This window comes from Polaromonas sp. (assembly GCF_039932935.1).
Taxonomy (GTDB): domain Bacteria; phylum Pseudomonadota; class Gammaproteobacteria; order Burkholderiales; family Burkholderiaceae_C; genus Polaromonas.
This window is the reverse complement of the sequence record NZ_JBDTPB010000027.1, coordinates 24,322-37,855: the sequence shown is the minus strand read 5'-3', so window position 1 is coordinate 37,855 and position 13,534 is coordinate 24,322. Positions and strand designations below refer to the sequence as shown.

Sequence of the window (13,534 nt, the reverse complement as noted above, 5' to 3'; positions counted from 1 at the left end):
TTTAGGGTCAGTACAAATGCGTTATTTTGAGGGACGTTTCGGCTGTCATTTGATTCAGGCCTATTTCCGCCTGAGTGACCGCCGTTTTCATGCGTTCGAACACGCGCTTCTTGTTGATGGACTCCTGGTCGCGCTTGTTCTCCCGGTGCCAAAGATGAAAAACCTCCGTGCCCATAAAACCATTTTTGCGCCGGATCCCTTTATGACTAAGCCGCAACACCAGGTCAGCGTCTTCATGACCCCATCCTTGAAAAGTCTCGTCAAAGCCGTTGACGCTGGCAAAGTCGCTTCGCCAGACCCCGAGGTTGCAACTGCGGATACCGTGCCACTGAAACCCTTGTTTTACCCTTAATAGACGCCGCGGCCAGCGAAGGAGGTGCAATAATTTGTTGCTGTCTCCAACCAACCGGGCACGAATCCAGAACCATACCGGACGGCTGGGTAAATCAATAGCGCCGTTGACTACACGTTCTGTAAGACGTTGGCTGATAAGTACCCTGCTTCCATTGACAAAACAACCCGGCTCAGCCAGTCGGGCGTGCTGTACCACGAAATGCGGGCCGGGAACGCAGTCACCATCCAGAAACACAAGATAGTCAGCCGTGGCGAGGCTGGCACCGAGGTTGCGCGCCCGTGCGGCGGTGAAACCCACATCCGGATGCCACACATGACGCACGGAGCATTTGAACGCAGGACAGGCATTGAGCAGCATGGCCACCTGCTCCGGCTGGGAGCCATCGTCGGCAATCACCACCTCGTCATCCTCCCCGCATTGGCTTGAGAGCGAACGCAACACGGGCAACAGTGCATCCGTCCGGTTATAGGTCAGGACAATGAAGCTGATTTTCATGGCGTGCCACCCGCGTTGCGCCCCTCGGGACTTTGGCGCTGCAACAACCACAATTTCAGGTAGCGGTAGTACGTGCCTTCCGCATTCGAAACGGCCAGCACAAAACCCATTCGACCATCGAGAAAACCAAGCCGCAGGAAATAGGTGCGAAGAAAGGCCCATACCCCATGCCCCACCGCCTTGCTGATGGAGGCAGACTTGCCTTTGTCACGCAGGACCTGCGCGCCGGCTGAAGAGTAGCGATTGACTTTTTCGAGCACAGCTTCGAAATTGCGGAAGCTTTCATGCATCAGCGGCGACTGCAGTTGCCCTACCGGCAGGGACGTTACCAATCTTTCGTGCACCAGGTCTTCGCTAAAGCGGGCCGCGCTACGCCGAAACAGGCGCGTCACCCGGTCCGGATACCAGCCCGAATGGCGCATGTACTGACCGCAATAGCCCGAAAGCCTCGGAAACGAGTACACATCAAAAGCCGGAGCGGCGAGGCATTGCAGAATCTCGGCCTGCAACTGGGGAGTAATACGTTCGTCGGCATCCAGCGAAAGCACCCACTCGGAGGTCGCCATGGCAAGCGCCCGATTTTTCTGGATGCCGAACCCACGCCACTCCGAAGCAATGGTGACCTCGGCACCCAGCGAGACAGCGATTTTCAGCGTCTCGTCCGTACTGCCAGAATCCAGTACCGCGAGTTGATCTGCAAAACTCACCGAGCGAAGGCAGGCTTCAATATTGCGGGCTTCGTTGTGGGTGATGACGATGACGGACAAGCTGGCCAAAGAATGCCTTTTTTGCGAATGCGAAGAGGATTTCGCCAGTGAAACGAGCGCTGCGCGTTGCGCGGACAGCATAGCAGACAACCCATGCCGCCTTCGTACTTGAAGGGGCGGGAATCGCCGATAATGCAGGCTTTCCACAAGTGAGCGCACCAACATTTTGCCCCACAAGAACATCAATTTCCGGCTGGTTGTGGTCTGCACGATGGCGGCGTCGGTCGGGCTGTCCATGGCAATTATCAGCCTGTCCAAGCTGTTGATTTTTCTCTTTGCTTTGACGGTCGGCCTGATTGCCTTGGCAAGAACCCAAGAAGCCGTTGAACTTAAAGGCCGCTACACCGTCATCGCGATATTCTCAGCGCTAGCGGCATTCACCCTGAGTCTGGCCTGGACGGTCGCACCTGCGGCCGATGCGTTCGGATCCCTTGCCAAATACGGCAAATTGCTCTTGCCTATCCTGATCATGATGCTCATTCGTGACCGTCGTGAAGCCCTCTATGCCCTAGGCGCATTTGCCGCCGCGCAGCTATTTCTTCTGGTCAGTTCCTGGGCGCTTTTTTTCGGCGTGCCCGTCCCTTGGGCAACCTCCAACATGGCGTTAACGGAGCGCGCGGTCTTCTCCAGCTACCTCGATCAGGGCATCATGACTGGCGTGTTTGCGGCCCTTTGCTGGCATCTGCGAGAACTGGTGCCTGGCAGGTTCGGCAAACAGGTCGCAATCGCTGCCGCAGTGGTCGCGTTAGGCAATGTCTTTTTTGTGCTCAGTGGACGTAGCGGGCATGTGGTCGCGATTGCACTTCTTTCGCTGGCGATCATGTGGGAGCTGCCCAAGAAATACCGCGCCTCCGTGGTGGTATTGCCCTTCCTTATTGCCCTGGGCTTGTTTGCCAGCTCGACAAAGGTCCGTGACCGACTGACGCAGGTCGGCCACGAAGTCCAATCTTATTCGGCAAAGGGCGTGTCGACAACTTCGTCTGGGGTACGCCTTGCTTTTTGGCACCGCGCGCTTGAAATGATGAAGGAAAAGCCAGTATTGGGTGCTGGCGTCGGCAGCTGGAGCACCGAATACAACCGCCTGGAAAGATCGCAAAATCCGGCTCACCTCGATATTGGCGGCAATGGGAATCCGCACCAGGAATATCTCCTGTGGGGCCTCCAGCTCGGGGTTCCTGGTGTGGCCTTTCTGTTCGCCTTGATGGGGGCAGTGCTATGGGATGCCCGGCGAATGGAAAAAATCTATGCACGTGCCACGCTGTCCGTGCTAGCCGGGTTGGCCGTCGCGTGTCTTTTCAACTCGTCGCTGTATGACGCACTCATCGGCGACTTCTTCTGTGTCTGCCTGGGCTTGCTGCTTGCTGCCGGCCTGAGCAAGCCCGCCGATGCGGCCGTACCAAATACCTCGCGAGGGAGCCCGGCTTGAGCGCGCCCTCTGTCGCGGCTGCAACAACGGCTCCCAGGCTTTCGCTGACGCGCAGAATCGCGCGCGTATGGCCTTATTTCAAGGATTCAAAGGCGGGCTGGGCTCTGGCTGTCGGGGCGACCATCGTCGCATCGGCGACCGAGCCGCTGGTACCTGCATTGCTCAAACCACTGTTGGACCGGGGCTTTCAGCGTGAGGGCTTCAACCTGTGGTTGGTACCGCTTGCCCTCATTATTCTGTTTACGCTGCGCGGGCTTTCAGGCTTTCTGGCTCAGTTTGCGCTCGCAAAAGTCACCAATGATGGCTTAACGCGATTGCGCGGAGCCATGTTCGGCAAACTGCTGAGCGCAAGGCTCAACCTGTTCGCGGACCAGAGTTCGAGTGCGATAGCAAACACCGTGGTGTACGAGGTCTTTAACGGTTCATCCATGCTGATCAACGCCGTGATGAAGCTCGCGCGGGACGTTCTGACGCTCGTTGCGTTGATCGGCTACCTGGTTTTCCTGAACTGGAAGCTGATGCTAATCGTTGCCCTGCTTTTTCCAGCGGTCGCTTTCGTGATCCAGATTCTTTCGAAACGGCTCTACAGGTTGACGAAGGAAAGCCAGGCCGCAACCGACGATCTGGCTTATGTTGTTGAAGAAAATGTGCTGGCGCATCGCGACGTCCGCCTGCATGGCGCCCAGAAAAGCCAGGCGGGCCGATTTGAAATCCTCAGCCACACCCTTCGGCGACTGTCCATGAAGTCGACGGCAGCGTATGCTGGAATGAGTGCCATCACGCAGGTACTGGCGGCCATGGCGCTCTCGGCCGTCATTTCCGTGGCCTTGCTTCAAAGTGCAGAAAACACTACGAGCGTCGGTGGCTTTGTAGCCTTTGTGACCGCCATGCTGTTGCTGATTGCGCCAGTCAAAAGTCTCTCCGATGCAGCCACGCCGGTCACGCGGGGACTCGCCGCACTGGAGCGGGGACTGGACCTGATGAATTTGACCGAGGATGAAAGCGGTGGCGATTTTGTCCTGGCGCGTGTACGAGGTGATATCGAATTTGTCGGGGTGAGCGTAACCTATAAGACCGATGGGCCACCGGCCATCAACATGCTGAACCTTTCGGTGAAAGCCGGCGAAACGCTGGCAGTCGTAGGCGCATCCGGCTCCGGGAAAACCACGCTCGTTAATTTGCTGCCGCGATTTGTCGATGCAACGGCAGGAGACATCTACCTGGACGGGCAGGAAATCCGGAACTGGAACCTGCAATCGCTCAGAACCCAGTTTTCCCTTGTCAGCCAGCATGTGGTCATGCTCAACAGCAGCATTGCAGAAAACGTCGCACTGGGCCAAGCCGTTGATCGTGACAAGGCCATGGCATGCCTTGTGGCCGCCAACTTGTCGACACTGCTGGCGGAGCTGCCTGATGGGCTGGACACCGTGCTGGGTCACAATGCCATGCAATTGTCAGGCGGGCAGCGTCAGCGGCTGGCCATTGCGCGAGCCCTGTATAAAGACGCCCCTATTTTGATACTGGACGAGGCCACTTCCGCGCTGGATACCGAGTCAGAGCTGGCAGTTCAGGAAGCCGTCCGCCGCCTGACGTCGAACCGCACCTCACTGGTCATCGCACACCGTCTGTCCACCATTCAGCATGCGGACCGCATCATCATGATGGAGGCTGGCCAAATCATTGAGTCAGGTACCCATGTTGAATTGCTGGCGAAAAATGGGGCCTACGCGCACCTCTACCGCCTCGGTTTTCAACCCGCTGCATGAAATGAGGTTGGCCCAGGTTTTGAATTTCCTGACCTTCCATTGCGGTGCCAAGCCGCCCCGTTATTTACCCGAAAGTTCGTTGCGATGAGTGTTTCAATCAGCGGTTTTACGTTTATACGCAATGGCGTCAGCCTCGGCTTTCCGTTCGAAGCGTCTATCCGTTCCCTCCTGCCGCTTGTGGATGAATTCGTTGTCGCGGTCGGACGAGGCGAAGACGAGACGTTGGCGCGTGTTGCCGCAATTGACGACCCCAAAATCCGGATTGTCGAAACGCTATGGAATGAGCGTATGGCAGACCGCGGCTTTGTGTACGCGCAGCAAAAGATGATTGCCCAGTACTCCTGCACCGGCGACTGGGCCTTTTATCTTGAGGGCGATGAGGTAGTGCATGAAGGTGAGCTTGCAGCGATACGCGCGAGCGTTGAACGCCACCATGCCAATCCCGCCGTTGAGGCATTGGTGTTTGACTATCACCACTTCTACGGATCGCCCGACTGGATATCCATCAGCCCGGGCTGGTACCGCCGGGAATGCCGTTTGATCCGCAACACCATTCGCAGTTACGCACCCGATGGCCAATACTGGCTGGTCACCACCCAACACAAAAGGGGACGTAACCCCCAGGCCGCCCTCGCCAAAGCGCACATTTACCATTACGGCTGGATACGGCGCAACGAGGAAATGCAGAAAAAACTGGACCAGGTCAGCAAATACTGGGGCGAAGCAGCAGCAGCGCAAATCACCTACAGCCAGTTTGACCGCCGCGCTCTGGCACCGTTCACGGGTACCCATCCGGAAGCGGTGCGGGGATGGCTTGCCACTGAAGCGGAGCCGGTGTTGAACATCGACCCCAACTACAAGCCAACCCCCAAAGAAAACAAATACCACTTTATGCGGCAGGTGGAAACGCTGACCGGACTGGACTTCAGCCGCAAGCATTTCAAGCTGGTGGCTTGAGTCACTCCTCTAGCATGGGTTACGTCGGCTATGCCGCCTTTTCCTTGGCTGTAATCGCCGAGAAATACACTGCCTCCTGCTGCAGCGCGATTTCACGCCATTGGTAGTTCATCGCAAAAGATGCGGCACCCTGCGACAGGGTATTTTGAAGCGATTTTTGTTCAAGCAGAACCTGCAGCACCTCTGCCAGACGATTTGCGTCCCGGGGGGCATCCAGAATCAACGCGTCGATGCCGTCTTGCAGCATTCCGGAAATTCCGCAATATCGCGGCCCGCTCACGACTACCGGCAGACCATGGGCCATGGCCTCCAGAACGACCATGGCAAAAGTATCCTCAAGTGTCGGGTGAATCAGGCAATTCGCCGCTTCGTAAGCAGGCCTCACGTCCTTGAGGGCCCCCAAAAAGAAGACCCGTCCATCCACCCCCAAAGTTACGGCCATCGCCCGAAATTCGGCGACATGGGCCGCATTGCCTACCACCGCCAGCACAACATCATCGGGTAGCTTCACCAGCGCATGCAGCAAAGCCTCCAGGCCCTTCTTGCGATAGTCATTGCCAACGAAAAGCAGGCAGGTGCCCTCCATCGGAAGACCCAGCCCGATCCTCGCAGCGCGTTTTTGCGCAACGCTCACCGGCAGATCGGGCATTGTGATTCCCGGCGTGATGACGGACACGGCCGCAGCACACCCAGGATAACTCTGGGCCATGATGGGTCGCAGGCTCTCAGAGGTCACCACCACTTGCCGTCCCGGTCGGGTCGCATAACGCGCGCGCTCCAGCCCCAGGTAGGCCAGGAGCCGCGGACTGGTCACGACCTTGATCCAGCGCAGAACGAGGCGCACGCCGCTGCGCGCATGGAACAGGTTGTATTTGACCGGCAGCACATGCACCGTCTGTACCTCGCCATGCCAGGTGTTTTCATGGGAATGCACTACATCAAATCCGCGGCGCGTTGCCCACCAGGTTACCGTGGCAAACCACAGTTGGTTGACCCAACGGGGTTTGCGCATGGGGGTTGAAACCCTGTGATAGGTCACTCCAGGCCAGTGGTGGTCTGCCTCCTGCGCGAACACGTGCATTTCGTGCCTGGCGGACAGTTGCTCTACCAAGGCGATGGAATAGCGCTCTGCGCCGCCGCCTGTCGGTGAGAAGGTACGGTTGAAGACGGCGATGCGGAGTTTTCTGGGCGGCGCCGCTGAGTGCCCTGCTAACGACTGCACGTTCATTTTTTTCGCCGATCTTCGTAAGCAGTGGCGACTTTGAGCCAAAAGACCGGCAGACTGGTGGAGCGCAGCACGGGCACCCGCGGCAACTGCAGCAGATCCATTTGGGCATGGCATCGGCTGCGCTCAGTGGTCGTAGCCGTAGCAAAGCCCAATTCGGCCGCCAATGCCACGTGCATGGCCTCATAGCGGCCATAAGGGTAGCAAAAATGGCTCACTGACTGTCCGATTACGGATTCCAGTTCGACCTTGCCCTGCAAAATTTCAGCGCGGCAACCGGCTTCATCGGTCTCCGGCAAATTAACATGCCCGCGCGTGTGCGAACCAATCTCCTGCCCGGCGGCAACCCATTGGCGAATCTCTGACTCGTCCATCAAAGGTGTCTGCGCAATGCCCAGGCTCTCGTCCCATACATTGGTTTTTCCGAGAAGCCCGCTCACGGCATAGCACGTAGATGAAAAGCCCTGCTTCACCAACGCCGGCAAGGCATGGGTGAGATTGTTCTGGTAGCCGTCATCAAAGGTGATGCCTACGACCTTGCCAGTACGCTCACCAGCCAGATAGGGCTGCAGGCCGCTCATCGACAGGCCCTTGTAACCCAGGCGTTTGAGCCACGCCATTTGCCTCGAGAAAGCCTCTGGCGCAACATGCAGGCTGCGAAACGGGCTGCCTTTGAGCGGCGCGGTGGCGATCTGGTGATACACCAGAATGGGAATGGGATGGCGGTTAAGCGTCAGTGTCGTCATGGGAATGCGCTAGCCTGCAGTCGTCGGCCCTGAAGATCACAACAAGACAATGTCATATTGCTCCTGCGCCATCGCGGCCTCCGCCTGCAGGGAAATAGGCTTCCCAATAAAGTCGCTCAGGCTGGCCAGATGCTGGCTTTCTTCGTCCAGGAAAAGCTCGATCACTTTGGGCGATGCCACCACCCTGAATTCACGCGGGTTGAACTGCCGGGCTTCGCGCAGGATTTCGCGCAGGATGTCGTAGGTCACGCTGCGCGCGGTTTTAACCACACCCTTGCCCATGCAGGCACTGCAAGGTTCACACAACTGATGGGCCAGTGACTCGCGCGTGCGCTTGCGTGTCATCTCCAGCAGGCCCAGCGCGGAAAATCCATTGACCGTGGTTTTGATGCGGTCGCGCGACAACTGTTTCTGGAATTCCGTCAGCACCGCGTCACGGTGGTTTTCCTTGATCATGTCGATGAAGTCGACAATCACGATGCCCCCAAGGTTGCGCAGGCGCAGCTGGCGTGCAATCGCCTGGGAGGCCTCCAGGTTGGTCTTGAAAATGGTGTCGTCGAAGTTACGGGCCCCGACAAATCCGCCCGTATTGACGTCGACGGTTGTGAGAGCTTCCGTTTGATCAATGATCAGGTAGCCACCCGATTTGAGGTCAACTCGCCGGCCCAGCGCTTTTGCAATTTCCTCGTCAATGTTGAACAGGTCAAAGATGGGCCGTTCGCCGCTGTAGTGCTGGAGCTTGGGCTCGGTTGCCGGCATAAACTCCACGGCGAAGGCTTTCAGGCTTTGAAACTGCTCCCGTGAATCGATGCGGATCGTTTGCGTGTCTTCAACCACCAGGTCACGCAGCACACGTTGAAGCAGATTGAGATCCTGGTGCAGCACTGAAGCGGGCGGCAAGCGCAAAGAAGCATCTTTGATTCGCGCCCAGGTCTTGCGCAGGTAGGTGATGTCCTCCGCCAGCTCTGCATCACTTGCGTCTTCACCATTGGTCCGCAGAATGAACCCGCCGCCCATGTCACTGGTGAGCGCCTGTACCCTTTGGCGAAGTTCTTCGCGCTGTTTGGGGGGTATTTTTTGCGACACGCCGATGTGGTTGTCCTGCGGCAGAAAGACCAGCAACCGGCCGGCAATACTGATTTGCGCCGTCAGCCGGGCTCCTTTGCTGCCTATGGGGTCTTTAAGGACCTGCACCATCACCGCTTGCCCTTCAAACAGCTGCTTTTCAATCGGCTGCGGTGAGGGCGCGGTCGTCGATCCACCTGCATTCGGCCCCTCCGCTTCCGCGTGGCGGCTATTGATGCTGCTCATCAAATCGGCCACATGCAGAAAGGCCGCACGGTCCAGGCCGATGTCGATAAAAGCCGACTGCATACCGGGCAGCACGCGGGCAACCTTGCCCAGGTACACATTGCCGACCAGACCGCGTTCCAGGGTGCGTTCGACGTGAAGCTCCTGCACCGCGCCGTGTTCGACCACCGCTACCCGGGTTTCCTGGGGCGACCAGTTGATCAGGATGTCTTGTTGCATGTTTTTTTCTGAAGATTCAATGGCTAGAAGCGAAGACCCGCGGCCCGCAGCAGCTGGGCGGCCTCCCTTAGCGGAAGCCCCATGATGCCACTGTAGGACCCGTCAATGCGGCTGATGTGCATCGCCACCCTGCCCTGCACGGCATAAGCGCCGGCCTTGCCCATGGGTTCGCCGCTGGCAATATAGGCCCGGATTTCGGCGCGTGTCAGCTCGTCAAAGCTCACACGCGAGGTGCTCAGCGCCTCGAAACGGCGGCGTCCGGCCTGCACGGCCACAGCGGTCAGCACCCGGTGCGTGGCACCCGACAACTCGCGCAGCATGCGAGCCGCGTCTTTCGCGTCGTCCGGCTTGCCGTAGATGAGACTACCCATCGCCACGGTAGTGTCCGAGCAAAGGATGGGGGCCGGAGGCAGTTTTCGCCGCTTCATGCGCGCGACTGCTGCGTCGAGCTTCAGGCCGGTGACACGTTGAACGTAGGCTGTTGGCGCTTCGTTCTTGAACACGGCCTCCAGCGACTCGGCGTCTTCATCCATGTCCGGCAACAACAGTTCGTGCCGCACACCAAGCTGCTCAAGCAGTTGCCGCCGCCGGGGGCTTTGGGACGCAAGATAAATAAATTCATGCATAAAAACGAGGCTTAACAGGCAGCCCTGCGAGTTCTAAACCAGCAGGGGCGCGGGACTGGCTTTGCCAGACTGCAGGCGCAGCGCCCCCTCGGGGGGCAGCGAACCACACGAAGTGGGGAGCGTGGGGGCTCATCACTCTCTGTGGTACGGGTGATTGATCGTGATGCTCCATGCACGGTACAGCTGCTCAATCAGCAGCACACGCACCATGGCGTGAGGCAAAGTCAGGTCGGAGAGACGCAATCGCTCGTGCGCGGCCTGCTTGAAACCGGGGTCCAGCCCGTCAGGTCCGCCGATCACGATGGCAACATCATCACCCGACAGTTGCCAGGCTTTGAGCCTTTCAGCCAGCGCCACAGTGGTGACGGCGGTGCCGCGTTCATCGAGCGCCACCACGCGGGTTCCGCGGGTAATGCTGCTTTCAATACGGCCGCGTTCAGCAGAAAGCAGGTTTTCAAGGGTTTTTGACGCGCGGGGCTCGGTCTTGACGGCCTTAAGCTCCACCTTCAGCTCAGGCGGAAAGCGCTTGGCGTAGTCGTCATAAGCGGTCTGCGCCCAGTCGGGCACTTTTTGGCCGACCGCCACGATCGTGAGCTTCATTTGCTCCGGGAGGGCGTCTTTTTCGCAGCAGGTTTGCGGCCCGCGGTCTTGGCGGCAGTCTTGGCGGCCGTCTTCTTGGCTGCGACTTTCTTGGCCACAGGCACTTTAATAATTGGCGTTTTGACAGCTGGCTTCGCCGCTGATCTGGCAGGAGCGCCCTTGGCAGCCGTCTTTGCCGATCGCGTGGCGGGCTCCGCAGCCGGCTCTGCCGCATTGCGCTTGGCAGTCCAGTCGTTGGTCTTGCCGACGCGGCCCACGTAGCTTGAGTCGGGAGCCGTCGGTGCCTTTGCCGGCGTTTTTGACGGCGTCTTGGCGGTCGGCTTCGTCGCAGACTTTGCGCCGGACCGAGGTGCCTTGGGCTTGGCCGCCGGTTTGGCTTCAATCTGCGCTTCAGGTTTGGCCGCTTTCACCAGCGGCGCAGGAGCTCCCAGCTTGAGCTTGATGGGTTTGTCACCCCAGAGCTCCTCGAGGTGGTAGTACTGGCGAATGGTCGGCTGCATGATGTGCGCCACTGCCGCGCCGCAGTCCACGATGATCCATTCGCCGTTCTCTTCGCCTTCAATACGCGGCTTGGCAAAGCCAGCATCCCGCACGGCGTCCCGCACGCTGGCGGCGAGTGCTTTGGTCTGGCGATTGGAGCTTCCGGAAGCGATGATCACGCGCTCGAACAAGGACGTGATGTGCTCCGTGTCAAACACCTGGATGTCCTGCGCCTTGACGTCTTCCAGACCGTCAATGATGGCACGCTGCAGCTTCTGCACGTCCTTTTTGTCGGCGGCGGCGGAGGGTTTGACGGTGGTGGATGTCATGCAGTGTCTTGCTTCGATAAGTGAGAAATTAATGGGAACCGTACAGCTGATGAAGCGAAATATAACGCGCAACGGCTTCAGGGACCAATTCGGCCATTCTGCCTGCCGTTGCAGCGCCAGAGGCCATTAACTGGCGGATTTCGGTGGCGCTGACGGGCATCAGGGGGAGCTTGAGCACAGCAAATCGGTTACCGCGGCTTCCGTAAGAGTCAAATTGGGCTCCAGCCAGCGTGGATTGTGCGCGATCAGCTATACAAATTATAGCAAGGTCAAGAATCTCCCGCCACCGGTGCCATTGCCTGAACACAGCAAACTGGTCCGCACCAATGAACAGGTACAACTGTGCGCCCGGATTCTCCTCCTGAAGCGCCAAAAGCGTGTCAATCGTGAAAGTCGGCCCGGCGCGCTGCACTTCGCGCTCATCGACCTGAACACCGGGAATATCGCCAAACGCCAACCTGGCCATTGCCAGCCGATGCGCGGGGGCGCTTAAAGCACGCGACTTATGCCAGGCGTGACCCGTCGGGACCACGCACAAGGTATCCAGCTCAAATTGCCGAATGGCTTCGTGCACCAGCGCGACGTGCGCGCTGTGGGGTGGGTCAAACGCACCGCCAAACATGCCGATGCGTTTTTTTACCGGCGGCAGCGTTTCCATCAAACCCAGTCCCGTCTTGGCAAAAAATCTGTGTACAGGCGCTCTTCGGGGCTGCCCACGTCGACGCCGCGCTGATATGACCAGCTTGCCAGTGGCGGCATGGACATCAAAATCGACTCGGTGCGCCCGCCCGACTGCAAGCCAAAGTGCGTGCCGCGGTCCCACACCAGGTTGAACTCCACATAGCGGCCGCGCCGGTAAAGCTGAAACTCGCGCTCGCGTTCACCATACGGTGTGTCTTTACGGCGTGCCACGATCGGCAGGTAAGCCGATACAAACGAATCCGCTACGCTTTTCATCATGGCAAAGCTCCGGTCGGGGCCGAGCTCCTGGAAGTCGTCAAAAAAGATACCCCCGATTCCACGTTGCTCCTGCCGGTGTTTTAGGTGAAAGTACTCGTCACACCATTTCTTGAAGCGCGGATATTTGTCGTCGCCAAACGGGTCCAGTGCTTCTTTGCAGGTCTGATGAAAATGCACCGCGTCTTCTTCAAAGCCGTAATAAGGCGTCAGGTCCATGCCGCCGCCAAACCAGCAGATCGGCTCGCCCGTACCCTGCACTGGCGTCGCAGCGAGCATGCGCACATTCAGGTGGACCGTCGGCACATAGGGGTTTCGTGGGTGAAACACCAGGGAAACACCCAGCGCTTCAAAGGGCGCGCCTGCCAGCTCGGGACGGTGCTGCGTGGCCGATGGAGGCAATTTCGGTCCCCGCACATGCGAAAAACCACAACCCGCGCGCTCAAACACCGTGCCCTGCTCGAGGATCATGGTGGTGCCGCTGCCCTGCAGCATCTCCCCGGGTTCCTTTTGCCAGTGATCTACCGTAAAAGCCTGGCCGTCGATTTCAGACACCGCATCCGTGATGCGCTTTTGCAGCGCCAGCAAAAAAGTTCTAACGGCAGAGATATCGGTCATGCTTGGTTATCCGGGTTTCACAATGGTATCGGCTCGGCGTGCGTCAGCATCCAGCAGCCTGATCGGCGCGGCACCAGTCGGGACACGCCCGCTACTGCAATGAAGCGCCGTGGCAATACACGCCATATCCAGCGCTTTGTCGCCTGTCAGCCGGATAAAGGTACGGAGCACCAAACGCTTTTTCGCGTAGTCCAGCGCGGCAATGCCCACCGGCACGTCCGCCCCCAGCGCCACCCGATAAAACCCGCTGCGCCACCCCGGCGTGTATTTGCGCGTCCCTTCGGGCGACAAAGCCAGCCAAAAATAGTCGCCGCTCAGTTTCTTCTGCCCGATCAGGCTCACCATCTGGTCAACGATGGCACCAGGCGCGCTGCGGCTGACAGGTACACCGCCCAACCAGCGCAGCCAGGCGCCAAAAACAGGGATGCGAAATAAGGTGTCTTTGCTCCAGAACTGCACCGGAACCCCCAACGCCCACTTGAGGAGTATTCCGATGACAAAGTCCCAGTTGGATGTGTGCGGATAAACCAGCAGAACGCCTTGCAACGCCGGCAATCCCGCAAAATCAGCCTGCCATCCGGCCCACCGGAGCAATGCCCGAGCCACCCTGCTTCCCCGGAACTGAACGGGGTGCGGGGGCGGGAAACCAGCGCTCAT

The 13,534-nt window shown here is 58.7% G+C and carries 14 protein-coding genes; 3 read left to right on the top strand and 11 right to left on the bottom strand.

What is annotated here, in order from left to right; genetic code table 11:
* Nucleotides 1-7: 7 nt before the first annotated feature.
* Together ABI546_RS03865 and ABI546_RS03860 are read right to left on the bottom strand one after the other, a co-directional pair.
* Entirely contained in the window at nucleotides 8-850 is an 843-nt protein-coding gene (locus ABI546_RS03865) for a glycosyltransferase family 2 protein (RefSeq protein WP_348044298.1), read from the bottom strand.
* Nucleotides 847-1,854, bottom strand: coding sequence for a glycosyltransferase family 2 protein (locus ABI546_RS03860; RefSeq protein WP_348044296.1), 1,008 nt, complete (start codon nucleotides 1,852-1,854; stop codon nucleotides 847-849). The genes ABI546_RS03865 and ABI546_RS03860 overlap by 4 nt, the downstream gene beginning before the upstream one ends.
* On the opposite strand from ABI546_RS03860, the gene ABI546_RS03855 reads away from it, so the two are divergent.
* From ABI546_RS03855 to ABI546_RS03845, 3 genes are all read left to right on the top strand, one after another.
* Nucleotides 1,853-3,043, top strand: coding sequence for an O-antigen ligase family protein (locus tag ABI546_RS03855; protein ID WP_348044294.1), 1,191 nt, complete (start codon nucleotides 1,853-1,855; stop codon nucleotides 3,041-3,043). The genes ABI546_RS03860 and ABI546_RS03855 overlap by 2 nt on opposite strands.
* Nucleotides 3,040-4,809: a lipid A export permease/ATP-binding protein MsbA gene (gene msbA, locus ABI546_RS03850; RefSeq protein WP_348044292.1), complete on the top strand. Its 1,770-nt coding sequence runs from the start codon at nucleotides 3,040-3,042 to the stop codon at nucleotides 4,807-4,809. The genes ABI546_RS03855 and msbA overlap by 4 nt, the downstream gene beginning before the upstream one ends.
* An 84-nt stretch (nucleotides 4,810-4,893) precedes the next feature.
* Nucleotides 4,894-5,766 (top strand): glycosyltransferase, encoded by an 873-nt coding sequence (locus ABI546_RS03845; RefSeq protein ID WP_348044290.1) that lies wholly within the window; start codon nucleotides 4,894-4,896, stop codon nucleotides 5,764-5,766.
* 28 nt (nucleotides 5,767-5,794) lie between these two features.
* On the opposite strand, the gene ABI546_RS03840 is transcribed toward ABI546_RS03845, so the two are convergent.
* The 9 genes from ABI546_RS03840 to ABI546_RS03800 form a co-directional block, all read right to left on the bottom strand.
* Nucleotides 5,795-6,994, bottom strand: coding sequence for a glycosyltransferase family 4 protein (locus ABI546_RS03840; protein ID WP_348044288.1), 1,200 nt, complete (start codon nucleotides 6,992-6,994; stop codon nucleotides 5,795-5,797).
* Nucleotides 6,991-7,737 carry a polysaccharide deacetylase family protein gene (locus ABI546_RS03835; RefSeq protein ID WP_348044286.1) on the bottom strand — a complete coding sequence of 249 codons (747 nt, stop codon included), beginning with the start codon at nucleotides 7,735-7,737 and terminating at the stop codon, nucleotides 6,991-6,993. The genes ABI546_RS03840 and ABI546_RS03835 overlap by 4 nt, the downstream gene beginning before the upstream one ends.
* A 36-nt stretch (nucleotides 7,738-7,773) precedes the next feature.
* On the bottom strand, nucleotides 7,774-9,267 hold the full coding sequence (gene rng, locus ABI546_RS03830; RefSeq protein ID WP_348044284.1) for a ribonuclease G: 1,494 nt from the start codon (nucleotides 9,265-9,267) through the stop codon (nucleotides 7,774-7,776).
* Between the two features lie 23 nt (nucleotides 9,268-9,290).
* Nucleotides 9,291-9,893 carry a Maf family protein gene (locus tag ABI546_RS03825; RefSeq protein WP_348044282.1) on the bottom strand — a complete coding sequence of 201 codons (603 nt, stop codon included), beginning with the start codon at nucleotides 9,891-9,893 and terminating at the stop codon, nucleotides 9,291-9,293.
* Nucleotides 9,894-10,025: 132 nt separating this feature from the next.
* Nucleotides 10,026-10,493: a 23S rRNA (pseudouridine(1915)-N(3))-methyltransferase RlmH gene (gene rlmH, locus ABI546_RS03820; protein WP_348044280.1), complete on the bottom strand. Its 468-nt coding sequence runs from the start codon at nucleotides 10,491-10,493 to the stop codon at nucleotides 10,026-10,028.
* Nucleotides 10,490-11,302, bottom strand: a complete 813-nt coding sequence (rsfS, locus tag ABI546_RS03815) for a ribosome silencing factor (RefSeq protein ID WP_348044278.1) — start codon at nucleotides 11,300-11,302, stop codon at nucleotides 10,490-10,492. Before rsfS ends, rlmH begins: the two co-directional genes overlap by 4 nt.
* A 28-nt stretch (nucleotides 11,303-11,330) precedes the next feature.
* Complete coding sequence (gene nadD, locus ABI546_RS03810) at nucleotides 11,331-11,960, bottom strand: nicotinate (nicotinamide) nucleotide adenylyltransferase (RefSeq protein ID WP_348044276.1); 630 nt, start codon at nucleotides 11,958-11,960, stop codon at nucleotides 11,331-11,333.
* Nucleotides 11,960-12,877 carry an oxygen-dependent coproporphyrinogen oxidase gene (gene hemF, locus ABI546_RS03805; RefSeq protein WP_348044274.1) on the bottom strand — a complete coding sequence of 306 codons (918 nt, stop codon included), beginning with the start codon at nucleotides 12,875-12,877 and terminating at the stop codon, nucleotides 11,960-11,962. The genes nadD and hemF overlap by 1 nt, the downstream gene beginning before the upstream one ends.
* A 6-nt stretch (nucleotides 12,878-12,883) precedes the next feature.
* Complete coding sequence (locus tag ABI546_RS03800; RefSeq protein ID WP_348044272.1) at nucleotides 12,884-13,534, bottom strand: 1-acyl-sn-glycerol-3-phosphate acyltransferase; 651 nt, start codon at nucleotides 13,532-13,534, stop codon at nucleotides 12,884-12,886.